Origin of the sequence: Humibacter sp. RRB41 (assembly GCF_022761015.1) — a bacterium.
In the GTDB taxonomy this organism is placed as follows: Bacteria; Actinomycetota; Actinomycetes; order Actinomycetales; family Microbacteriaceae; genus Humibacter.
The window spans coordinates 77,173-100,344 of sequence record NZ_JAKWJQ010000006.1; the positions used below are offsets into that span (position 1 = coordinate 77,173).

The 23,172-nt window shown below is 64.6% G+C and carries 22 protein-coding genes; 14 read left to right on the forward strand and 8 right to left on the reverse strand.

Going from position 1 to position 23,172, the window contains the following annotated elements:
* The first annotated feature begins 9 nt into the window (after window positions 1-9).
* Window positions 10-765 (forward strand): hypothetical protein, encoded by a 756-nt coding sequence (locus MJ603_RS15385; protein WP_243064630.1) that lies wholly within the window; start codon window positions 10-12, stop codon window positions 763-765.
* A 302-nt stretch (window positions 766-1,067) separates the two neighbouring features.
* On the opposite strand, the gene MJ603_RS15390 is transcribed toward MJ603_RS15385, so the two are convergent.
* From MJ603_RS15390 to MJ603_RS15405, 4 genes are all read right to left on the reverse strand, one after another.
* Complete coding sequence (locus MJ603_RS15390) at window positions 1,068-1,640, reverse strand: hypothetical protein (protein WP_243064631.1); 573 nt, start codon at window positions 1,638-1,640, stop codon at window positions 1,068-1,070.
* Window positions 1,641-1,743: 103 nt separating this feature from the next.
* Window positions 1,744-3,408, reverse strand: a complete 1,665-nt coding sequence (locus MJ603_RS15395; RefSeq protein WP_243064632.1) for a UvrD-helicase domain-containing protein — start codon at window positions 3,406-3,408, stop codon at window positions 1,744-1,746.
* A complete protein-coding gene (locus MJ603_RS15400) occupies window positions 3,405-5,048 on the reverse strand; it encodes an ATP-dependent endonuclease (protein ID WP_243064633.1) in 1,644 nt (547 codons plus the stop codon). Before MJ603_RS15400 ends, MJ603_RS15395 begins: the two co-directional genes overlap by 4 nt.
* A 142-nt stretch (window positions 5,049-5,190) precedes the next feature.
* Window positions 5,191-5,358, reverse strand: coding sequence for a hypothetical protein (locus MJ603_RS15405; RefSeq protein ID WP_243064634.1), 168 nt, complete (start codon window positions 5,356-5,358; stop codon window positions 5,191-5,193).
* Window positions 5,359-5,531: 173 nt separating this feature from the next.
* Between MJ603_RS15405 and MJ603_RS15410 the strand changes: the two genes are divergently transcribed.
* Entirely contained in the window at window positions 5,532-7,079 is a 1,548-nt protein-coding gene (locus tag MJ603_RS15410) for a recombinase family protein (protein WP_243064635.1), read from the forward strand.
* 406 nt (window positions 7,080-7,485) lie between these two features.
* On the opposite strand, the gene MJ603_RS15415 is transcribed toward MJ603_RS15410, so the two are convergent.
* Entirely contained in the window at window positions 7,486-8,202 is a 717-nt protein-coding gene (locus tag MJ603_RS15415; RefSeq protein ID WP_243064636.1) for a hypothetical protein, read from the reverse strand.
* Window positions 8,203-8,686: 484 nt separating this feature from the next.
* Here MJ603_RS15415 and MJ603_RS18805 point away from each other — a divergent pair, with 484 nt between their 5' ends.
* From MJ603_RS18805 to MJ603_RS15430, 3 genes are all read left to right on the forward strand, one after another.
* Window positions 8,687-9,322, forward strand: a complete 636-nt coding sequence (locus MJ603_RS18805; RefSeq protein ID WP_243064637.1) for an ATP-binding protein — start codon at window positions 8,687-8,689, stop codon at window positions 9,320-9,322.
* Entirely contained in the window at window positions 9,319-10,554 is a 1,236-nt protein-coding gene (dprA, locus tag MJ603_RS15425; protein ID WP_243064638.1) for a DNA-processing protein DprA, read from the forward strand. The genes MJ603_RS18805 and dprA overlap by 4 nt, the downstream gene beginning before the upstream one ends.
* Before the next feature lie 68 nt (window positions 10,555-10,622).
* Window positions 10,623-11,549: a tyrosine recombinase XerC gene (locus MJ603_RS15430; protein ID WP_243064639.1), complete on the forward strand. Its 927-nt coding sequence runs from the start codon at window positions 10,623-10,625 to the stop codon at window positions 11,547-11,549.
* 42 nt (window positions 11,550-11,591) lie between these two features.
* Here the strand turns inward: MJ603_RS15430 and MJ603_RS15435 are convergent, their stop codons facing one another.
* Window positions 11,592-12,185: a murein hydrolase activator EnvC gene (locus MJ603_RS15435; protein WP_243064640.1), complete on the reverse strand. Its 594-nt coding sequence runs from the start codon at window positions 12,183-12,185 to the stop codon at window positions 11,592-11,594.
* Between the two features lie 161 nt (window positions 12,186-12,346).
* Here MJ603_RS15435 and MJ603_RS15440 point away from each other — a divergent pair, with 161 nt between their 5' ends.
* From MJ603_RS15440 to MJ603_RS15480, 9 genes are all read left to right on the forward strand, one after another.
* Window positions 12,347-13,822, forward strand: a complete 1,476-nt coding sequence (locus MJ603_RS15440) for a sugar porter family MFS transporter (RefSeq protein ID WP_243064641.1) — start codon at window positions 12,347-12,349, stop codon at window positions 13,820-13,822.
* A 295-nt stretch (window positions 13,823-14,117) separates the two neighbouring features.
* Window positions 14,118-15,119 carry a 30S ribosomal protein S2 gene (gene rpsB, locus MJ603_RS15445; protein WP_243064642.1) on the forward strand — a complete coding sequence of 334 codons (1,002 nt, stop codon included), beginning with the start codon at window positions 14,118-14,120 and terminating at the stop codon, window positions 15,117-15,119.
* 31 nt (window positions 15,120-15,150) lie between these two features.
* On the forward strand, window positions 15,151-15,978 hold the full coding sequence (tsf, locus tag MJ603_RS15450) for a translation elongation factor Ts (protein WP_243064643.1): 828 nt from the start codon (window positions 15,151-15,153) through the stop codon (window positions 15,976-15,978).
* Between the two features lie 189 nt (window positions 15,979-16,167).
* Complete coding sequence (gene pyrH / locus MJ603_RS15455) at window positions 16,168-16,878, forward strand: UMP kinase (RefSeq protein ID WP_243064644.1); 711 nt, start codon at window positions 16,168-16,170, stop codon at window positions 16,876-16,878.
* Between the two features lie 290 nt (window positions 16,879-17,168).
* Window positions 17,169-17,723, forward strand: coding sequence for a ribosome recycling factor (gene frr, locus MJ603_RS15460; RefSeq protein ID WP_243064645.1), 555 nt, complete (start codon window positions 17,169-17,171; stop codon window positions 17,721-17,723).
* A 6-nt stretch (window positions 17,724-17,729) separates the two neighbouring features.
* Window positions 17,730-18,728 carry a phosphatidate cytidylyltransferase gene (locus MJ603_RS15465; protein ID WP_243064646.1) on the forward strand — a complete coding sequence of 333 codons (999 nt, stop codon included), beginning with the start codon at window positions 17,730-17,732 and terminating at the stop codon, window positions 18,726-18,728.
* Window positions 18,729-18,775: 47 nt separating this feature from the next.
* Complete coding sequence (locus MJ603_RS15470) at window positions 18,776-19,318, forward strand: DivIVA domain-containing protein (protein WP_243064647.1); 543 nt, start codon at window positions 18,776-18,778, stop codon at window positions 19,316-19,318.
* A gap of 169 nt (window positions 19,319-19,487) precedes the next feature.
* Window positions 19,488-20,135, forward strand: a complete 648-nt coding sequence (locus MJ603_RS15475) for a lytic transglycosylase domain-containing protein (RefSeq protein WP_243064648.1) — start codon at window positions 19,488-19,490, stop codon at window positions 20,133-20,135.
* 11 nt (window positions 20,136-20,146) lie between these two features.
* Complete coding sequence (locus tag MJ603_RS15480; protein WP_243064649.1) at window positions 20,147-20,443, forward strand: hypothetical protein; 297 nt, start codon at window positions 20,147-20,149, stop codon at window positions 20,441-20,443.
* A gap of 16 nt (window positions 20,444-20,459) precedes the next feature.
* On the opposite strand, the gene MJ603_RS15485 is transcribed toward MJ603_RS15480, so the two are convergent.
* Together MJ603_RS15485 and MJ603_RS15490 are read right to left on the reverse strand one after the other, a co-directional pair.
* Window positions 20,460-21,500: an AI-2E family transporter gene (locus MJ603_RS15485; RefSeq protein WP_243064650.1), complete on the reverse strand. Its 1,041-nt coding sequence runs from the start codon at window positions 21,498-21,500 to the stop codon at window positions 20,460-20,462.
* 28 nt (window positions 21,501-21,528) lie between these two features.
* A complete protein-coding gene (locus MJ603_RS15490; protein ID WP_243064651.1) occupies window positions 21,529-22,977 on the reverse strand; it encodes a DivIVA domain-containing protein in 1,449 nt (482 codons plus the stop codon).
* Window positions 22,978-23,172 lie beyond the last annotated feature (195 nt).

Sequence of the window (23,172 nt, forward strand, 5' to 3'; positions counted from 1 at the left end):
TATTGATGTATGAGCGATGCTGAAGAGTCTGACGAGAGCGATCTAGAAGGAGCTACCCCGGAGAGCAGTGGCGATCCGCAGAACGACAGGGACGACCCGGGAGAAGTTGCTGTGAGCCGGCCGTGGGCGGATCCATTCGCGGGGCTCGACGTCGGCAGGATTATGCCATCGATCGATTTCTCAAAGTTCGCGCCCACCATCGATATGTCCGCGTATCTGCCGAAGCTCGATTTTTCGAAGCACATACCAAAGCTCGATCCGGCAATCTTTGGTGCCATCGCAAAACTCGACTTCGGAATGAAGCCGGTGATCGACGCAGCCGTGCTGAAGAGTCTCGGTAATCTCGTCAACACGAAGTCCATGTTCCCGACCGGGTTCTTCCAAACCTTCGCCGACTACAAGTTCCCCGAGCTGAACCGGCACGCAGAGACGGTGCGGGCAATCGATGAGCTGTCGGTCCCGTCCCGTTCGACTGAGATTGAGCGGATCGACGAGGTGGTGGACGCAGAGATTGTGGATGACGAACCCGGCACCGATATCGATCCGGTGATCGGGCTTACGTTTCAGGCGCAGCACCTTGCCATGCAACAGCGCACCGTCGAGCTCCTCGAGCAGAGCCTCGAGGCGAACATTGAAGCGAACCAACGCGCAGACGCTGAGCGAGCCAATGCGCGCCGATCAAACCGGCTAAACGTGGGGTTTCTCATAGCTGGGCTGGTCATCGCGGTGATCGGAATAGTCGTCGGGGTCTTCGTCGCAAGGTAACCCGTTGAAGACAACGAGCGGCGCTCGGTAGTCTTACCGCGTCACGGGACGGGGACTTCCAGTGGTCTCGCGAGTTATCTCAGGTCGGCTCTGGTGCTGCTGCCTTCAGCCTTCTGACCAGGGGTACTCGGCATTCTGGTGGAGGTACTCGCCATCCCAAGTAGTGGGGCTGGGACTGAGCTTGTACACACCGGTGCCATGTGCGATCAATTCAGGCAGCCGGCCGCTGTTGGTAACTTCGACGGGCCTGTTTCCCGCACTCGGGCCGCCAAGGAAGGTAGCTTCGATCGTTCGTGCCATTTTCAAACCTTCCTGGACGATGTGCTCTCATGGCCTCGACCCAACCAGACCAGCGCTTGTTTAAGTGGTCCAGCGACAAGCTTGCCAGCGAAGTGCTCGGCGTAGGATTCCTGCTGCCGCTCGAGGAATCGCGACGGGCGTGGCCGCCATGGCCATTCCCTACTCGGCGCCCACACCCATGGTCCGAAATCCATGGGAAATTGCAACGGCCACTTGAGGCCTTCCGAGCGGGAGACAATCACCTGCCCGTGGGCGACGGCGTTGCGGGCCAAGGTCAGGCCGTCGAGTACACGTCCGTCCGGATTAGCAAGGCGCGACTTGTCATAGCGTGGGTTTCGATCACGACGTCCTTCGTGGATGGCGATCAACCAGAATGCGGCGGTGCCAGCAAGAAACGGTGTATTCGGATGACGGTCGTTGAGTGCGAGCTGCTCGATGATCTCCGACACCGCGCGCAAGGCGGTATTGGCCATCGGCGGCCAGGGCGTCCTCCATCCTTCGGCGGGGTCGTCACTGCCCTCAGCCGTAGGCCAGATCGGACGCCAGTCCTCCTCGTCTTCGGTTCCGGTTCCCATAATGGTAGGAAACCACAATCGTGTGACGCCGAGCCGGCGCCCTGCCTCCGATCCGTCACGGGGGTGGGCAGGATTGTCCAGTCGGCCGAAGGAGATCGCTGCGCTACTGTGCCGGAGTCAGGTTCTCAATGTGGTCGAGCAGTTGCGTGCTGTTCGCGATCAGCGCCGGGCGCACCTCTTGTGCCCAAGGGCTGATTGTTGTGCCGTAAGGGTTTCCACGCTTGGAAATGAGCGATTTGGCGCGGGTCAGAATCACACCGTGACGGGCGCGGGACAACATGACGAGAAGAACCCGATGTTCTTCCTCGATCTGTGCTTTCCCTTTCGCGAGGAAGCTGGGAATGTTGCCCTTCTCGAATCCTGGGATAAAGACCCAGTCGAATTGTTGGCCCTTCCCGGTGTGAGCGTTGAGTAGGTGCACGCCTGGCCCGATGGCTTCTTCGCCTTCCTCGAGGATTCGCAGTTGAGCCATTGCGGCCCCGATTGATCCCGCCTCTTCGGCCAGCCCCTCAAGTTGCTCGAGAGCGTCGATCACGTCTGCGGCAGTGTCCACGTCTGCGGAATCGATCCGTCCGATGACGTCAGTCCTCAGTGCCTCGAATGTGGGGGCTCCTCCGAGCCGCGTAACTCCCTCATTGAGCAGTTCGATGATTCGTGCGTCGTCGACTGTGAGATCCCATCTAGTGCTTCGGACGTCCGACGTCGCGAACACCGCATCGATGGGCTTTCGTCGCCACCCGGACCGACAGATGACCCCGATGGTTGCGTTCGGTTGCTTTGCCAATATCCGTGCAGAGGTTGCTTCGATGAATTTTGCCTCTTCTGCGCCGGTGTCGAACGTGAGCCCGCTGGTGATTCCACCGTCATGCCAGGCGTCCGCATCGTCAGGCTCGAGCGGTTGGCCGCCAAGACCAACGGAAACGGTGTTGAGCAGGTCGAGTACTCGCGGCGACGATCGGTAGGAAACTCCAAGACCGAGCGGGTCGCCGCTGAGCTTCCGGAGCAGCCTCTCCACCTCTACCGGTCTAGCTCCCGTCCAGCTGTAGATGCCCTGAAGAGGGTCGCCCACGAAGGTGCGGCTCTGCTCGGAGCTTCGCAGGGCGAGGTCGAGCTGCTGCGGTGAAAGATCCTGAAACTCATCGACCAGGATCGCGCCATAGTGATTGCGGTAGAGGGCCGCTATCTCATTCACGCGTAGCAAGCGTTGGGCGTGCCGGAGTAGGTCGTCGAAAAAAAGGATGTCACCGGCCTGTCGTGCCTCTTCGATGGTTTGAGACTGGCTGATCCCGGTCGCTCGAAGTGTTTGCAGCACTTGGGCGTCGTCGTGTGGGCGTTGCTTTGCGTCGCGGAGATCGTCTTCGATACGTCTGCTCAGTTCGCTTGCGTCTGCCTCCGATAACCCCTCGAGGAATGGTGCGATCGCATCAGCTTGAGATCGCTTCTCTGGCATCTCAAATCCGGGCTCAACGGCGAGTGTTAAACCGTGGGAGCGGACAATCTCCGCGGCGTGACCATGGAAGTTGTGAACGGTGATGTAACGACGTTTCCGTTCGGCACCGAGAACACTCACGAGGCGGCTATTGAGGTTGGCTTTTGCTTTGTTCGAGAAGGTGAGGGCGAGGATTTTCTGATGCGGGCGGAGGGTCGGGATGAGGAGTTCCGCACGTCGCGCCAGCAGTTCGGTCTTTCCGCAGCCCGGAGGGGCGATCACTAACAGATTTTGCGCGGGCGAGGTGACGGCATCATTGAACGCGGTGGAGTCAGTCATTTGCTTGAGAGTGTCTGAAGGCGTGCCACCAGCGACGACACGCTGTCGATCTTCAATGCATCGTCGGCGGTAAGCGATTTCGAGATCGCCAGCGCCGCGGGGACTTTCCGGTTCGCGGTCTTGGTGCTGGAGCGGCAAAATTTGGCCAATTCGGTGACTCCGACATCGGCGAGTGTGCTCACTCCGCATGAGGACAGAACGCCTGATTCTTGGGCTACTCGGGCGGTGATGAGTCGCTGTGCCACTTCGGGGGCGCCCAGTGCACGGCAATATTCTTCCTCGAGGTCGACTTTGGAGATGAACACGTCGCGGCCGATGACGTGCTTCGGCTTTCCGCCAACGGCGCCAACCCATCTCGGGCTTTCGGCTTCATCGACCAGCCCCAGCACCTGAACATTGAACCCGAGAGGGCCGAGCAGTTTGTATACGGTTGGGAAGTTCTCGGCCCCGCCGAGTTCGAAAACGATTGCCCCAATTCGGTCGAGAGAAAGCCCGCGGGCGTGGGCGACCGCTTCGACGATTAGTCGGTCCGCGATGCCCTCGACGAGGATTGCGAATCGAGCGGTGAGCGCCTCGAGCATGCGGGGTGACCACCAGTGGGCTTGTGTTCGTTCTTCTACTGAGAAGTGGGCAGGGTCGATTTGGTGGCAAGTGCCGTCTGGGCTGACGGCGACGACTTGGGTCGGGTCGAACTTTTGCACCACGTAGGGCGAGTGGGTCACGAGGATCTTCTGGTTGATCTGCTGTGTGAGAAGTTCGGCGACGGTGCGCTGACTCAGCGGGTGCAGGTGCAGTTCCGGCTCATCGATCGCGATGACGTTCGCAGCCCCCTCGGCTAGATCGAACAGGGTCATCGAGATCAGCTGTCTGATTCCGTCGGACTGTTCCGACAAGGGAACGAATGCGCCTTCTCGGGAGAAGTACATGGATACGTTTTCGAGAACGGATTCGGTGGGATCTGCGGAGGTGCGGATGGACAGATCGTTCGCGTCGATCGATCGCGGCATTGAGTTCGACAGGTGTTCAGCCATGCCTTCGCGGAGGGTCGTCAACGCTTTGCTCTCCTCGAGCTTGTCGTTGAACGAGTCCAGCAGGCTTCCGAGTGCGGCTTTCTCATCTCCTAGTTCGGACTCGACGGCTTTGAGCAGAACTTGAACGGCGCCGTTGGAGCCCTCGAGTTGGTTTGCCGATGAGGTCCGGACGGCTGGCAGGTAGCGCCAACCAAAAGCGACGAGTTGTTCGCGGGAGGGTGGGCGCACCTCGCCTCGGCCGGGGCACCATCGGGAGATGAGCACTGATTCCGGATCCTCAGGATCGACCTGGACTTCCAGTCGAACGTCAAGCGACTCTGACTTGTCTTTCGGGTCAATGTCGATCTCGCGATGGAACAGGGTTCGTTCATCCTCGGTGAACGCATTGAAGGTCGCGTTGATGGTGAGCGGCGTGTTGGGGTCGTGTAGGTCCCGGATTGAGAGTCCTTGGTACAACTGTGCGGTCGCGCCGAACAGGAGGTTGAGGAGACGTAGGAGTGAGGTCTTTCCGACATCGTTGGCACCGACGACGACGAGGTGCCCCCGGACGGCGACGTCGAGATCCCGCAACCGTGCGTAGTTGTTCACGGTGATCTTGATGAGACGCATCGGCGGGTCCTCCTTGCCCACACCACGTCTCCCGGAGCGAGACCTGAAAGCGCGTGCACTGCCATTGTGCCGGTCCAGGACCAGTTCCTGTAGCCCACGAACAGGTGGAGTCGAAACTGGCTCTGATGGCGAGCGCCGGCGACTAGATGCGGCGCTGTCGGACGCGGTATTCGTCTAGGTCGCGGAGATCGTCAATATCTAATGGTGGCCCGCTCATGCGTTCGGATTCTTCGTAGGCAGCTGCCACATCATCTGACGTAAGCCAGGTATCGGCCTCGCCATAAATCCCATCGAATGCCATCACGCCCATGCGGTCAGGGTAGTGAGCCGCATTGATGGAAGAGCGAAGTTATGCACAACGCCCGCGTCATGGGTCTACGCCAGACTACTTTTATGGAGAGGCCAGCCGTGACTAGCGCGCCTTCACGGCATCTCCCGTTTCGGTGGACAGGTCCCGAAGCGGCATCTCCCGGCACCCGACCGGTGTTCTTGTATCTGCGTCTTTCACGGGCGCATGGGGATGGTCAGGATGCGATCGAACGGCAACGTATCGACTTGACCCGGATGCTCACGGCTGAAGGCGGCTGGACGGTCATGGGGGAGTATGTCGACCGTGACTCGGCAAGTAGTTACGCGACACGGGAGCGTCGTGGGTGGCGTGCCTTGAACGCAGCGATCGTCTCCGGCCGGGTGGAGGCGGTGGCGTTTTGGAAGTTGGATCGCACCAGCAGAATCGCCGCACGGTGCCAGGAATGGGTTGCGCAATGCCAGCGTCGCGGTGTGACGCTCCTGTCTCATCAGGATTCCAGCGAGGAACTCAACAGTGTTGCCGCGGGCGCCAAGCTCGTGACCGGCGTAAAGGCTCTGTTGGCTGAGGCGGAGACGGACACGATGAGTGAACGTCAGCGTGCCGCGAAAAGGCATGCAGCGCAGGCCGGATTTATGAACGGTGGCCGGCCGCCGTTCGGCTGGCAACCCGGGCCGCGTACCGTCGACGATGTCGGCAGGTCCGGGCGCCGGCTTGTGCCTGACCCGGTCGAGCATCCAGCGCTGAAGGACGCCGTCACCTTGCTCTTGGGCGGGGCTGGCCTGCGGCAGGTGGCGACGCATTGGTATTCGACCTATGGCATCAAGGGTTTATCTGGTGGGCTGGTGGCGGAGGAGATGGTCAGGCGTGCGGTCACCTCACCGCGGATGCTCGGCTACCGGCTCCACCTTGTCCCTGAGCATCGGGCCGGGGTGAAGGTGGACCTGCTGGATTACATTGCGCGAACTCCCGAGGGTGAGCCGGTGATCAGCCAGGAGCCGGTGTGTGATTTTCCGACCTGGATGCGCGTGCAAGAAGCGCTCTCCTCCCGCGGCACGGTTGCCCGGAACGGGTGGGGGAGCCGTGCGTGGTTGCTGACCGGTCTCCTCACCTGCCCGTGCAGTCGCCCGTTGCATGGTGTCGCGCAGCCGCAGAAACCGGGGCCGGACGGTCAACGTCCGATGCGATACGTGTACCGGTGCAAGGCCAACCGCATCCACGGTGCGGGAGCGTGTCCGGCGGGAGCGTCAATCACCGCGACCGCAGCCGAGCAGCACGTCACACAGTGGTTCTTCGACTACCTGAGTGGTCCGCGACTCGAGGAAGACCATGCGCGGATGGTTGATGAACTGCACCATGCCGTCGGACGCGTTGAGGCTGAGCTCGCGGTCGCCCAGGAGGAACGCGAGGCCCTCGTGATGACGCAGGGGCAACGCCAATTCCGGAGTGGCATGGTCAGCGTGCTCTTCAGGATGCTGCGCGATGTGCAGGAACGCATCGACCGGCTTGAGGCGGAACTGTTCACGCTCGGCGACGGTCTACCCGCCATCCTGGCGTATGACCAGATTGCGGGAGCGTGGCCGAAGTTGAACAACGAGTCCCGGAAGATGCTGCTGCGGCAGGTGATCCAGCGGGTTGACCTACGGGCCGGTCGTGGCGCGGCGGCCGACCGTATGACGATAGTTCTGCGATCGACGGTCGCTGGCCGTGAGCTGTACATGTAACTCGTCGGCGCGCAATTGTGCGGCCGCGAGACGAGCCTGATGCGTGTTCACTCGATCATTGGCGCGTCGCGCTTGAAGGCGGATATCGGCGTCCCGAATAAGTTGATCGTGTTCAGCCGGTTGTTGATCCACCGCCGATACTTTCCGGTCCAGCGAGCAGGAGTTGCAGAACATCTGCGGCATATCCGGAGCATGCAGTGAAGCATGTTGCCAATAAGGGACCGAGTGACCGCAGGTGAGGACCATCTCCCAGCTGGTCAAAGGCGTTTCGATGGCTGTCGCGGCGTCGAGGATCGCGCGGATCTCTCGCAGCACGGACCGCGATGGAGTTGGTGGTGGCGTGCAACGGACACAATAGGTTCGCTCGCCATCGGACCACCATCCCGCCCCGCAGGAGTCGGTGACGTCAATATCCCCAACGCCGACGGGCAGTGACGTACTGGATGGGGATTTCGGATGGTGCGAGGGGGCGATCGACAATTGGCCTGGCTCTCTCCGGGGTGATCCGGTCTCTTTCGTGCTCTTCCTCGAATGCGCGGGCACCGTATTCATCACCGGCGCGTTTGAGTGCGTCGATCACTTCAGCGACAAGGACATCCAATCGCCGGTTCTCGGCCTCCGCAGCGAGCAGGCGCTCCTGGAACGTGACAGCCCTATGCCCGCACCATTGGCGCAGCAGCTCATGCCGCGGTCGGTCGTTCGTGAGATACCAGTGGTACTCCCATTCGGGAGAGGTCTGGACCTCTTCACGATCGATGGCGCTCATGTGCCGCCCGCCACGCTTGACCTTCTCCCGAAGCTCTTTCTCTTCCTCGATGACGTGAGCGAGCACGGGCAACGGATTCACCTGACAGGCTCGCTCCGCGATCATCAACGTTCCCACCGGGGACAGCATCAACTCCCCGTCGAGTTCGAACGATTCGACCTTCTCGACCACGTCCCCAATCGGCACACCTATGAGCGTGGCCAGTCGCTCTCGGTTATGAACGGACGCGGCAAAGCGCACGGGACTCCACTCCCACTCCGCGACATCCGTGGGGATCAGGAGCCTGAAGACGGTTTCGACAGCAGCCTGCTCCGACTCATCCAGCTCCAAGTCATCGATCCGCTGCCAGTCCGCCATCAACTTGTCGAACTCGGCGACTTTCGTTCACGGAACCCGTAACCGAGCGGCGGGGACATCTTGGCGCTGGCCGGCGTCGTCGTCGAGAAACTCAACCTCAACCCGCACGCTGGTTTTCTTCGGGTACACCGCAAGTACCCGAACCCGTTGAGATGGGGCGTCATCACGGAGCCGGTACGCCCATTCCGAGCCGGTCCCAAAACGGTCAGAATCCACAGGAGACATCGACTGGCTCGCTTTCTAGGGCCTGCGCCGCCCGGATATCTAGCGATTAGTCCGCGCGGGCAAAAAACAGGGGCCCCGAGGGGCCCCGTACCCGGTAGCCGAAGCATCCGGGGGTGCGTAACGACGTTCCCATTTTGGTGGCCGCGTTGTCAACCGAGCGGGACTGTGTTTCGCCGATGGTCCGGCCGAGGTCCGGCTCACAGGTGTCAAATTTCCGCAGTAATACCGGCCGTTGGGCTAAAATCGTGCCAACCCCGAGGTGTACTTTCCATCGCGCGATGAGGCTCCGGAATTCGCCGGCGCCGTCCTCGATGTGCTGCGCCAGCCGCTCGAGTCAGGTGAGATCCGCATCCATCGTGCGAACGCCGTCGCCACGTTCCCTGGTCGATTCCAGTTGGTCATGGCCGCCAACCCCTGCCCGTGTGGCCAGTACGGAGCGCCGGACGGCGAGTGCACGTGTGCGCCATCCGTGCGCCGCCGCTACCTCGCGAAGATCTCCGGTCCCCTGCTCGACCGCGTCGACGTGCGGCTCACCGTGAGGCGGGTCACCGCGACGCAGCTGAAGCTCGGAGCGACCACGCCGCGCATCACGACGGCGGATGCCCGGGCCCGCGTCATCGCAGCCCGCGCTGCGGCGACCGAGCGCCTCGTCGGCACTCCCTGGCGCACCAACGCCCAGGTGCCAGGGGCGTGGCTGCGCGAGAACGCGCGAAGGATGCCTGCCGGCGCCACCGCCGTGCTGGACCGCGCCCTCGAACGTGGTGCGATCACCATGCGAGGGTACGACCGCTCACTACGTCTCGCGTGGTCGCTGGCCGACGTCGCGGGAACCGATCGACCCACCGCCGAGCAGATCGCCGTCGCGTTGTACCTGCGGAAGGGGGCGGTGGCATGAGCACGTTCGGACTGCCCGAGCCGCGACTGCGCGAGTTCGTGCAGGCGGTCGGCGGGAGCGCAGAACTCGACGATGCCGCCGTCGCCGACCGATTCGCACGGGCGGCCTGGACCGTCATCGCCGAGCCCGGTGACGGGGCGGCAGGTGCTCTGATCGCGGAGGTCGGCGCGACAACGGCGCTGTCGCTCGTGCTGAGTACAGGAAGAGCCGCAACGTCCGTGCCGACCGTCGAAGCGGCTGCCGCACCGAACTCGGCGCTGGCAGCGGGGCTCGACCGCTGGCGGCCCCGGCTGCGGTCTGTCGACGTCGAACGCGCGTTCCGACTCGCCGCACGAGTCGGTGCCCGTCTGCTCGTTCCGTCAGCATCAGAAAGCGAACCCGGCGATTGGCCGGAGGGCGTCGACGACCTCGGCGACCACGCCCCGGTAGCGCTGTGGGCCAGGGGCGACCCCACTCGCTTGAGGGCCCCTCGTGCCGGAATCGCCCTCGTCGGCGCCAGGGCCGCCACCGGATACGGAGAGCACGTGGCCGGTGAGATCTCCGCCGGGCTCGTCGACCTCGGCCACCCGATCGTGTCGGGAGCAGCCTATGGAATCGACGGCATGGCACATCGGGCGGCACTCGCCGCGAGCGGCACGACCATCGCATTCCTTGCGGGAGGCATCGACAGGTTCTATCCCGCCGGCCACGACGAACTGCTGCGCGGGATCGTCGACCGTGGACTCGTGATGTCGGAGTTGCCGTGTGGGGCGGCGCCGACGAAATGGAGGTTCCTTGAGCGGAACCGACTGATCGCCGCCGCCAGCGCTGCGACCGTCGTCGTCGAGGCTGGCGCCCGCTCGGGATCGTTGAACACCGCCGGCCACGCGGCGGCGCTGGGCCGTGCACTCGGCGCCGTCCCCGGGCCCGTGACTTCGCCGGCGTCCGCAGGATGCCATCGCCTGCTGCGCGAGTACGCGGCGGTCTGCGTCACCGATGCGGCCGAGGCCGCCGAACTCGTCGACCAGCCCGGCGCCGAGCCCGAATCTCGGGAACTCCGGGACAGCACGGAGGTCATCCGGCTGCTCGACGCGATGAGCACAAGGTCGGCGCGAACGCCGACCGACATCGCGGTTCGTTCCGGACTCGCGATCGGAACAGTGCTCGGCACGCTCGGCACCCTCGCCGTGCAGACGCGCGTTCGCGAACGAGCGGATGGCTGGGTCGCCGTCCCGCACGCGCACTCGCACTGAAGAGGCGAAACCATCGAATCCCAGGGTGTCACCGGTGCGCGCCGCGTCTCCACCGCCAAGCTGGTGGCGTGCAATGGGATGATGCCATCTCGGGCTTCGAGGGCTACCTGCGTGCCGAGCGCGGATACTCCGCGAACACGGTGCGCTCCTACGTCGGCGACCTCAACGCACTCGCCACGTTTGCGGAGCACGAGAAAGTCGACGATCCCGCGACAGTCGGGCTTCCGCTGCTGAGGGACTGGCTGTGGCGATCGCAGGAGGGCGGGCTCGCCAAGGCATCCATCGCTCGTCGCGCGGCAGCCGCGAAGGGACTCACGGCGTGGCTGGAGCGCACAGGTCGCGCGTCAGTGGATGCCGGCCGACGGTTGCGTGCACCGAAAGCGGACCGGAAGCTTCCGCGGGTGGTCACGAGGGATCAGGCATCCGCACTCCTCGACGGTCTCGCGTTGCGCGCCGAGTCGGGCGATCCGGTCGCAGTGCGCGACCTCGCGGTCGTCGAGCTCCTGTACGCCTCGGGGCTCCGCGTGTCGGAACTGACCGGCATCGACGTGAACGACGTCGACCACGAACGACTCACCGTGCGCGTGGTCGGCAAGGGATCGAAGGAACGCGTGGTTCCGTTCGGTGTGCCCGCCGAACGGGCCATCACGGAGTACCTGCGCTCATCCCGACCCGCCTTGCTGGCACGACGCGGGAGTGAGGCGAGAACTGTCGACGCCCGCGCGCTGTTCCTCGGCGCGCGGGGAGGACGCCTCGACACCCGCGCCGTGTATCGCGTCGTGTCGTCACTGCTGGCGGATCTGCCGGGTACGGGTCCGTCCGGCCCGCACACGTTGCGGCACACCGCGGCGACGCACCTCCTTGACGGCGGTGCGGACTTGCGGGCCGTGCAGGAACTGCTCGGCCACGCGAGCCTGGGAACCACGCAGATCTACACCCACGTGTCGACGGAGCGGCTCAAGGAGAGCTACCAGAGGGCGCATCCTCGGGCGTGACCGGTCTTCGGTGCAGACCGGCGACCGCGACTCAGTGCCGACTCAGCGCATCGGGAGCAGCACGGCGCGCGGTACACCGCCGAAATACCGCAGGGGCGAGACGTACTGTCCCTCGACGCGCACGCCGAGGTGCAGGCATCCGTTCGCGCAGTGCCCACCGGTGGAGACGACGCCGAGCTTCGCGCCCTTGGCCACTGACGCACCGACGACAAGCTCGGATGTCACAGGCTCCATGCTGATCAGCACGCCGTCCGGCGTGGCGACGGTGACCGTCGACCTGTCGACGACGACACCGGCGAAGTGCACCGTCCCCGCCGTCGGCGAGACGACATCGGCGCCGGTGTTCGCGGCGATGTCGATACCCCGATGCCCGGCAGAGTAGCGCGACGCGGGAGCTTCGAAGCCTCTCACCACGTTGCGGCTGCCTGCGACCGGCCAGACCCAGCCGCCTGCGGCCGTCGCGTGGACGACGACGCCTGCTGGCCCCTTCGACCGTTCGATCAGGCCCGAGTCGGACACGTGATCAGCGACGCTCGCGCTCACCGGATCGGGGGCGCCGATGAGCGCGAGCGTCAGTGCCGCCGCCGACACGAGCATCCCTGCTCGGGTAGCGGGGGAGCGGTGCGACGACGGCATGGCAACGAGCATGCATCCCGACTCGGCGACGAGCAGCTCCCCTGCCCGCTTCCGTGCAGAACCGATGCTCGCCAGCGGCTGTGGACGACGAGCTCGATTTGGAACCTTGCGTCGAGCTCCCGCGGTGCTAGCGTGCAGAAAGGACACAGGGGGGAAGCGAAATGTCTGACGACCAATCGCACGCGCAAGGCAACGGCGGCACACAGTCCGCCACCGGAACGGCCCACAGAGGCAAGGTTCTCGGAATCACCATCGCGGCCGCTCTAGGCGGCCTGCTCTTCGGATTCGACACTTCGGTGATCAATGGAGCAGTCGACTCGATCCAGCACACCTTCGATCTCGGTTCCGGCGAGGTCGGATTCACCGTGGCGATCACTCTCATCGGGTGTGCGGTCGGCGCCTGGTTCGCAGGACAGCTCGCCGATGCGTGGGGCCGCAAGTCGGTCATGCTCTTGGCGGCGATCCTGTTCGTGATCAGCTCGATCGGCTCCGGATTCGCCTTCGCCGATTGGGACCTCATCATCTGGCGACTCATCGGCGGTCTCGCGATCGGCATCGCCTCGGTGATCGCGCCCGCCTACATCGGCGAGATCGCGCCGGCCAAGCTTCGCGGCAGCCTCAGTTCGCTACAGCAGCTCGCGATCACCCTCGGCATCTTCCTCGCGCTGCTGTCGGATGCCGCCCTCGCGGGCTCCGAGGGCGATGCGTTGCGGGAACTGTGGTTCGGCCTGCCTGCCTGGCGCTGGATGCTTTTGGTCGGCGTGATTCCGGCCCTCGTCTACGGCATCCTCTCGCTGTCCATCCCCGAGTCGCCGCAATACCTTCTGCGCAAGGGTCGTCGTGACGACGCCAAGGAGGTCGTGCGCGACGTGACGGGCGCCATCGACATCGACAAGCGCATCGACGAGATCGAAGAGAGCCTCGAGAACGAGCGGAGGTCGCGTTATCGCGACTTGCGGGGCAAGGCGTTCGGCCTGCAGCCGATCCTCTGGGTCGCCATCGGCATGGCCGCATTCCAGCAGCTCGTCGGCATCAACGCCATCTTCTACTACTCGACGACGCTGTGGAAGTCGGTGGGCTTCAGCGCCGGCGACTCCTTCGTGACGTCTGTGATCACGTCGGTGATCAACGTGGTCCTGACGTTCGTCGCGATCCTGTTCGTGGACCGGGTGGGTCGCAAGGCGCTGCTGCTGTGGGGATCGGCAGGCATGTTCGTCGGCCTCGTGCTCGCATCCGTCTCGTTCTCGCAGGCGCACACCGCGGCCAACGGTGATGTCACGCTGCCGCAGCCGTGGGGTGTGATCGCGTTGATCGGCGCGAACCTGTTCGTGATCTTCTTCGCGGCAACCTGGGGCCCCGTCATGTGGGTCGTCCTCGGGGAGATCTTCCCCAACAAGATCCGCGGGCTCGGGCTCGGCATCGCTGCGGCGTTCAACTGGGTCTTCAACTTCTTGGTCACACTGCTGTTCCCCGTGCTCAGCCAAGCGGTCGGCCTCGGCTGGGTCTACGCCGGTTTCGCGTTGTTTGCGGCGCTCTCGTTCTGGTTCGTGTTCTCGGCCCTGCCCGAAGTCACGGGTCTCGAGCTCGAGGACAAGAAGAAGCTCGACACGGTGCACAGACAGCGCGCTCAAGCCTGATTCCGGGTCGATGGCGAGCACGCCTTCGGGTAGTCGGTCACGAACGAGGTGAACGGCCCCGGATGTTATGATTGTTCAGCACCTCGCCCGTCGAGGTGACTACGCGCGCCCGTCAAGCAGTTGCGTACCCGACGCGAGTCGGTGACAACGCAGGGCGCAGACATCCAACGGTCTTCGATCGATATCGAAAGCGGATGCCTGCCGGGCGCCAGGCGCGAAGCCGTCCGGCTCTCGCTAGACAACCGATTCGGCACCGCCGCGCACGCGCCGTGATGCCGAGAAAAGGAGAACGGCCATGGCCGTCGTCACCATGCGCCAGCTGCTCGACAGCGGCGTGCACTTCGGACACCAGACCCGTCGCTGGAACCCGAAGATGAAGCGCTTCATCCTCACCGAGCGCAGCGGCAGCTACATCATCGACCTTCAGCAGTCGCTGGCGTACATCGACAAGACCTACGACTTCGTCAAGGAGACGGTCGCCCACGGTGGCACCATCCTCTTCGTCGGCACGAAGAAGCAGGCCCAGAACGCGATCGCCGAGCAGGCGCAGCGTGTCGGCCAGCCGTTCGTGAACCAGCGTTGGCTGGGCGGTCTGCTCACCAACTTCCAGACGGTGTCCAAGCGCCTCGCGCGCATGAAGGAGCTCGAGGAGCTCGACTTCGAGGGCACAACGAGCGGCTTCACCAAGAAGGAGCTGCTGATCAAGAAGCGCGAGCTCGACAAGCTCCACAAGTCGCTCGGCGGCATCCGCAACCTGACCAAGACCCCGAGCGCGCTCTGGGTGGTCGACACCAAGAAGGAGCACCTCGCCATCGACGAGGCGAAGAAGCTCGGCATCCCGGTGATCGCCATCCTCGACACGAACTGCGATCCCGATGAGGTGCAGTACCCGATCCCGGGTAACGACGACGCCATCCGTTCGGTGAGCTTGCTCACCCGCATCGTCGCCGACGCCGCGGCCGAAGGCCTCATCCAGCGCCACCAGAAGCCCGAAGAGGGCGAAGCGGGCGTTGCGGAGCCGCTGGCCGAGTGGGAGCGCGAGCTCCTCGAGACCGGTGACGGTTCCGTTCAGTCCAGCGCGGAGACCGCCAAGGTCGCCGACGCCGACCTCGCCGAGGGCAAGGCCGAGGCCGCCGCCATCGTCGATGAGTCCGCCGAGCAGGTCGGGGCCACCGAGTCAGAGGCCGACGTCGAGGGAGCCTCCAGCGAGGCTGCCGAGGTCGTAGAGGCCGACGCGGCCGCCGAGGGCGACGCGGCTGAGGCCGTTTCCGAGGCCGACGCAGCAGAGGTCAAGTAACCGTTCTTTCGAACCGAGGAGTTCACACCACATGGCAAACGTCAGCATTGCCGACATCAAGGCGCTGCGCGAGCAGCTCGGCACTGGCATGGTCGACACCAAGAAGGCGCTCGAAGAGGCCGGCGGCGACATCGAGAAGGCCACCGAGATCCTGCGCCTGAAGGGTGCCAAGGGCAACGCGAAGCGCGCCGACCGCTCCACCAGCGAGGGCCTCGTGACCGCTCGCGAGCACGGCGGCCGCGCGTACATGCTCGAGCTCAACTGCGAGACCGATTTCGTCGCGAAGAACGACAAGTTCATCGCCCTGGCGGGCGGCATCGAGGAGGCCGTGATCGACGCGGCAGCCACGACGATCGACGAGGCGCTCGCCGCTCCTGCTGCGACCAAGACCGTCGCCGACGTCATCAACGACGAGGCGGCCATCCTTGGCGAGAAGGTCGAGCTTCGACGCTTCGTCAGTCTCGCGGGCGACAAGTTCTCCATCTACCTGCACCGCACGTCGAAAGACCTGCCCCCGCAGGTGGGAGTCGTTCTCGCGTACACCGGTGACGACGCGGAGACCGCTCGCAGCATCGCGCAGCACATCTCGTTCGCCAACCCGGAGTACCTCACACGTGAGGATGTCCCGGCCGAGGCTGTCGAGAACGAGCGTCGCATCGTCGAAGAGATCTCGCGCAACGAAGGCAAGCCGGAGGCCGCCCTGCCCAAGATCATCGAGGGTCGTCTGGGTGCGTACTTCAAGCAGGTCTCGCTGTTCGACCAGGACTACGCCAAGGACAACAAGCAGACAGTCGCCAAGGTCGCGAAGGATGCAGGCCTGACCATCACCGGTTTCGCCCGCTTCAAGGTCGGCGCTTAGAGGCGATTGAGGTGAGTGCCATACGAGCTTGCTCGTATGGCCGACCTGATTGAGTCTTTGAGTGCGAAGCACGATAGGCACAGTAGGGGAGTCCGGATCGTGACATGCGATCCGGACTCCTTTGCTGTGTCCGCACAAGCCGCCGACCAGTACGTTAGATTCCGAACCGCATCAGAAGGGACTCGCCACATGCCAGCTGCCACGAGACGGAGGGTTCTTCTCAAACTGTCGGGTGAAGCGTTCGGAGGCGGATCGCTCGGCGTGAACCCCGACGTGGTCGGCTCATTGGCGCGAGAGATAGCCAAGGCCGCGGAAGACGTCGAAGTGGCGATCGTGGTCGGTGGAGGCAACTTCTTCCGCGGAGCCGAGCTCAGCCAGCGGGGCATGGACCGCGCCCGCGCCGACTACATGGGCATGCTCGGCACCGTCATGAACGCGCTGGCGCTGCAAGACTTCTTGGAGCAGGCGGGCGCCGAGACGCGCGTGCAGTCGGCGATCAGCATGACGCAGGTCGCCGAGCCGTACATCCCTCGCAGGGCCGAACGGCACCTCGAGAAGGGCCGCGTCGTGATCTTCGGCGCAGGCGCCGGGCTGCCCTACTTCTCAACGGACACCGTCGCCGTGCAGCGCGCCCTCGAGATCGGCGCACACACGGTGCTGATGGCCAAGAACGGCGTGGACGGCCTCTACAGCGACGACCCGCGCAAGAACCCCGACGCAGTCAAGCTCGAGCGCATCTCGTATCAGGATGCCCTTGTGCGCGACCTCAAGGCGATCGACGCCACGGCACTCAGCCTCTGCCGCGACAACTCTATGCGCATGCAGATCTTCGGAATCGAGCCGGAAGGCAGCGTCACCGACGCGATCCTCGGCAAGGAGATCGGGACGATCGTCGATTGAGCGCCGGTCTGTGACTGCTGTGCTCGTCCGCCCTCGTCGGTCGCGCCACTGTCGGCAGCGTGCGCGGTTGCGTTCGCCGGCGCACACGTCGCCGGCTCGTGGCGCGGGTCGCGTTGGCCGCGTAGTCGGCACTTTGCCGCGACGTACATGTGGACGCCGTTCGCTTGCTCTTCGACCCGTCTGACGCGGGCTGCCGACCTCCGGCGGCGCGGGTGACTGCAGCGACGAGGATGTGCAGGACCGTGGCGGCCCTAAGCTTGACCCTGATCGAACGAACGAAGGAGCCACACGTGATCGCGGACTCATTGGCTGCAGCGACGGAGCGCATGACGAAGGCCGTCGAGGCGGCCAAAGACGACTTCTCCACGGTGCGAACCGGCCGCGCCAACCCGCAGTTGTTCCAGCGCCTCCTGGTCGACTACTACGGAACGCCGACGCCACTGGCTCAGCTCGCCTCTCTGCAGGTCCCCGAGGCACGCATGATCGTCATCACGCCGTACGACAAGGCGGCGTTGAAGGACATCGAGAAGGCGATCGTGGCCGCCCCGAACCTCGGTGCGACACCGAACAACGATGGCCAGATCATCCGTGCCACCATGCCGGAACTGAACGAGGAGCGTCGCAGGGAGTACGTGAAGCTCGTGCGGGCGAAGGCCGAAGACGCGCGTGTGTCGATCAGAAACATCCGTCGAAAGACGAAAGACGAACTCGACGCTCTGAAGACTGAAGTGGGTGATGACGACGTGGCCCGCGCAGAAAAGGAACTCGAGACCATCACGAAGAAGCACATCGACCAGGTCGACGACGCACTCAGCCGCAAGGAAGCGGAACTCCTCGAGGTCTGATCGCAGATGACGACGCCGCCCGACGCCAACCCCGGCTCGCCGGGTGATGACGCACGCCAGGCGCGCCGATCGCTTTTCAAGCGCCGCATGCACGACCGACGCGCCGACATCGAGCGTCAAGTGCAGGCGACCAAGGCGCAGCTGGACGCCACGAACGAGCGGATCCAGCAGCGCACCGGCCGTAACCTGGTCTTCGCCGTGTTCATCGGCCTCGTGCTCGGCGGCCTGCTGCTGCTGAGCCTGGTCTTCATCAAAGAGCTGTTCATCGTCTTCGCGGCGGCCCTCGCCGGATTCACCGGGTTCGAGTTCGCCACGGCACTGCGCATCGCCGGGCTTCGTGTGCCGCGCGTCGCGCTCACAGTGGTGAGCGTCGCGCTCGTGCCGGCCGCGTATTACCTGCACGCGTCGGGGGAGTGGCTGATCGCGATCGTCGGTATCCTCTTCCTCTGGGTATGGCGACTCGTCGAGGGCATCCCGCGATCGAGGCCCAAGGCGGGCGCCGGCCTGACCAAAGACCTCATCGCGTCGTCTCTGGCGATCCTCTACGTGCCGTTCCTCGCCTCCTTCTCGGTTCTGCTCGTCGCTGAGCCGGAAGGCCAGTGGTGGACGCTGGCGACGCTGATCCTCGTCGTCGCCGTCGACACCGGGGCGTACGCTGCTGGACTGTCGTTCGGCAAGCATCCGATGGCTCCGACCATCAGCCCCAAGAAGACCTGGGAGGGTTTCGCAGGGGCCGCGGTGATGGCGCTCGTCGCAGGCGTGGTGCTCTCCGTCTTCATGTTGCACGCACCGTGGTGGTTCGGGCTGATCCTGGGCGGGCTCCTGCTGCTCACGGCCACGCTCGGCGACCTCACGGAATCGCTCATCAAACGAGACATCGGCATCAAAGACATGAGCTCGTGGCTGCCCGGGCACGGCGGGTTTCTGGACCGTCTCGACTCCGTCCTGCCCTCGGTCGCCCTCGCCTACGCCCTCTACGTGATCTTCGAACCGATTTTCCGGTAGCCGTGCGTTCATATGTTCCTGCTCGACACGTTTGAGAGAATGAGCCCGTGGCAACCTTCCCGACCGTGAAGCGCAGCAAGCGCGGATACGACACCGCAGAGGTCGACGACTTCCTCACACTGGCACGCAAGGCCTACGACGGCGACCCCGAGGCGCAGCTGATGTCGGAAGACATCCGTCGAACGGGGTTCTCGCTGCGCCGTGGCGGGTACCAGCCGGATGCCGTCGACGGGGCACTCGAGCGGCTCGAGGATGCTTTCGCCGTTCGGGAGAGGGAGCTCGCCAGGCAGGAGATGGGCGAGGCGCGCTGGCTCGACGATGCCAGAGGAACGGCGCAGGTCATCCTGAACCGGCTCGGCAGGGACGAAGGGCACCGGTTCTCGCGTACCAGTGTGTTCACCATCGGCTACAACCGTCGCGAGGTGGACAAGTTCGGCAAGCGCCTCTCCCGATACTTCCGTGACGGCATGCCCCTCTCTGTCGACGAGGTGCGCACCGTCGTCTTCCGGCAGCAGAGAGGCGGATATCGCGAGGGGCAGGTCGATCTGCTGCTCGATGCCGTCGTCGACGTGATGCTGGCCGTTCGTTGAGGGCGCTGCGTGCAGGCGTCCGTAGCCGTTCGGATGCCGCCGAGACTGGCTTTTGGCTGAACGGGCGGAGCATCACTTTGGCACAGCCGACGATCTTCGTTATCGTGGTGTGATCGTGGGCAGGCGAGTAAGACACCTAGCAGAGCCTCCAGCACCGACCCGAGATGCGGTGGAGGCGCGTGTTCGTCGACCCCGAGCGGCCCGCGCCGCGCGCCCCGTCGTCGTCGGGGTTGCGTTCCTGGCGGCCATCGGATTCTTCCTCGTGAACATCGTCGATCCGTACTCCGGTGCCGTCGCGTCGCCCGACTTCGCGTCGAGCCACTCGCGCTTCCTCGGCCAGTCGGTGCAGAAGCTCGCTGTCTCCGATGCCTCGTCCGACCAGAAGCTGATCGTCGACAAGTACTCCTCCAAAGCTGCGCCGAAGCCGAAGCCCGTTGTGACAGCACCGACCACGACGGCAACCTCCACGGATTCTTCGGACACGTCCTCCGCGCCGGCCGCCGGCACGCCGGACCCGGGCAGCGCTCAGGCATACGCACAGGGCGTGCTCACCTCGCAGGGCATGGGCGCCGACCAGTTCAACTGTCTCGTCGCGCTGTGGAACCGCGAGTCGAGCTGGAACATCTACGCGTACAACTCGAGCACGGGCGCTTACGGCATTCCGCAGGCGCTGCCCGGCAGCAAGATGGCCTCGTCGGGCGCCGACTGGGCGACGAGCTTCGTCACCCAGGTGAACTGGGGCCTCGGCTACGTCGACGGCCGCTACGGCACGCCCTGTGGCGCGTGGGAGCACTCCGAGTCGACCGGCTGGTACTGAGCCTCAGCCGGATGCCGCGCAGCAATCATCCGAAACGGCGGGGCACGCCCCGTGGTGACGAGCCCGACGACCTGAGCGGCCTCATGGCCGGTTGGCGCCGCACCGAAACGCGCAGGGGCCGAGAGTGGAACGTGCAGCCGGTGTCGTCATCCGCCGCAGTGAAGAGCTACACCTGCCCTGGTTGCGGGGGAGTGATCGATCCCGGCGTCGCCCACCTCGTAGTCTGGCGCGCGGACGGCGTGCTCGGAGATGCCGCCGATCTGCAGGCGCGCAGGCACTGGCACACATCGTGCTGGCGCGTGGCGTGACCCGACCGGCGGCAGGTCAGAGCTCGTTCTGACGCGGCACGACGACCTGCTTGATGATCAGCAGGATCGACGCGGCGACCGGGATCGCGATGAGCGCTCCGAGGATGCCGAGGAGCGATCCTCCGGCCAGCGCCGCTATGACGACGATGGAGCCGGGAACCGAGACGGCCCGATTCATGATGCGAGGGCTGAGAACGTAGGCCTCGACCTGCATGTAGATGATGTACCAGATGGCGGCGACGAGAGCGGTGAGCGGCGACGCGAGCAGCAACGAGAGCAGCACGATCACGATCGAACCCGAGATGGTGCCGACGAGAGGTATCAGCGAGAAGAGGAACGCAAGGCCGGCGAGAAGTATCGGGAAGGGCGCGCCGATGATCGTCAAGAAGATGGCGCTGGCTATGCCGTTGCACAGGGCCAGTGCCACCTGACCCATCACGTACTTGCCGACCGAATCGGTGATCTGCTCGGCGATGTCGGCGAACCGGGCTCGCCTGGAAGCGGGTACCAGTTCGTAGACGGAACGCTTGATGTTGTTCAGCGATGCGGTGAAGTAGATCGTGAGGATCAAGACGACGATGACGCCGAAGAAGCCGCTGACGATTCCGATGCCCGCCTGCAGCAGACCGCCGCCGATGTTGCCGAGATTCTTCTGGAGGCCGTCCCAGATCTGCGCGAGGGTCTGGTCGAAGTCGATGGCGGGGAACTGGTGTTTCAGGCCCGAGTACCAGTCCTGCGCCGTCCCCTTCTCGACGAACTTGGTGATGGTCTTCACCAAGCCGGTCGCCTGGGAGATGACCACGGGCACCATGGCCCAGATGATCCCTCCGAGCACGATCAGGATGCCGACCAGCACGATGATGATCGCCGACCAGCGCGGCAGCTTGCGTCGCTCGAGGAACGCGATGATCGGCTCGAGGCCGAGAGCGAGGAAGAGGGCAGCGCCGATGTAGGTGAGGATGGTCGACAGCGAGACGACCGCCGACAGGATGAGAACGCCGAGCCCGACGCCGAGGGTTCCGATCAGTCCAACACGGAATGCGTTCTGGATCTTCACTGAACGTGCCCCCTCGGCGTCATGTCGATCAGGCGTTTTCTGCAGACACCTGCTCTGCTTGCTTCAGAACGCCGCGGAGGCTCTCGAAGTACCCTGCGACGGCCTCGCGCTCGATCCTAATCTGCGACAGGCGCTCCTCGGCGTCCGCCACGAGCTTGCGGCTGCGATCGTCTGCCTGTTCGACGATCACGTGCGCGCGTTCTTCGGCTGCGTGCACGATCTCGCGGGCGGTCGCTTCGGCTTCCTTGCGGGCTCCCTTGACCTCGGAGCGCATCTCCTTCTCGATGGCGTCGCCCTCCGCCCGCACCTCGTTGGTGCGCCTGGTGGACTCGGCGAGTTCCGCGTTGGCGTCATCGAGGTACTTCTGCGTCTGGGCGACGGCCTCCTGGTGGCGGGCCAGGTGCTCCTTCTCCGACTCGTCGCGGCGAGCCTTGAGCTCGACCTCGAGTTCCATGCGTGCCCGCTCGGCCTCGTGCGCCAGTCGCTCCGACTCGGCTGCAACCTGCGAACGTACGCCGGCCAGTTCCTCGTCGAGCTCCTTGCGGGCCTTCTCCGTCGCCCGCTGGAATGCCTTGCGAGCCTTGTCGGCCTCGGCCTCGGCATCCGCCTTGCGCTGATCGAGCTCGCGGGTGAGCGCTGCACGACCCTGCTCGATCTCGTTGGCGAGATCGACGCGTGCCTGCTGCGTGTCGGCCGCGAGATCCCGCTTCGCCTGGGCGATCTCGGCCTCGAGGGCCGTGCGGTGATCGGAGAGCTCGTTCTCGACCTCCGCGCGACGCGCGTCGATCTCCCTGGCCAGCGTGGCTCGGGTCTCTTCGACCTCGCGGCTCAGGCCTTCGGCCGCTGTGCGTGCCTCGGCGGCTTCGCTGACCGCCGCCGCCTTGACCTCGGCTCCTTCGCGCTCGGCCTCCGCTTTGGCGGCTGCGGCCTCACGCTTGGTCGTTGCGCGCAGTTCAGCGGCCTCTGTCGCGACGGCACTGCGCAGCGATGCAGCCTCGCGCTGAGCCTCCTGAACGAGTGTGTCCGACTTCGTGCGCGCCTCGTTGACGAGTTCGTTCGCCTCGATGTTCGCGTCCTGAAGCGTGGTGTCGGCCTGAGCGTGCGCCTCGGCGAGGATGCGCTCCGCCTGCTCCTCCGCGGTGCGACGCGTGCGCTCGACCTCGCCGGCCACTGCAGCGCGAAGCTTCTCGGCGTCGATGTCGGCCTGTGCGATCATGCGCGTCGACTGCTCTTCTGCGACACGAAGTGTGTTCTCGAGCTTGGTGCCGAGACCGGAGAAGGTCGGGCTGCCGACCTCTTCGATTTCGGCGTTGAGCTCTTCGATGCGAGCGCTGAGGCGCTTGCTTTCTTTGGCGGCGTCGGCACTCTGGGTGTTGGCGTGGATCAGCTCGCGGCGCAGATCCTGGATCGCCTTGTCGACTTCGTCTTTGTCATAACCGCGGAAGACTTGAGTGAACTCTGTCTCTTCGGTGGCCACGTGCTTCTTCTCTCCGGTGGGGGGCATGTCGGGGGACGGGTCGCTCGGAGCTTGCGCAAAAGGCGCGTCAGCATCCGGCGCGTGCCCGCCGCTTCGGCGCGGGCGGGCTTTTCGAGTGTAGTCGTGCGGGGCTGGCGACTGCACCAGAAAGGAGGTAGGGACGCCCGCACCGGCGCGAGGCGACGTTCAGCGCGC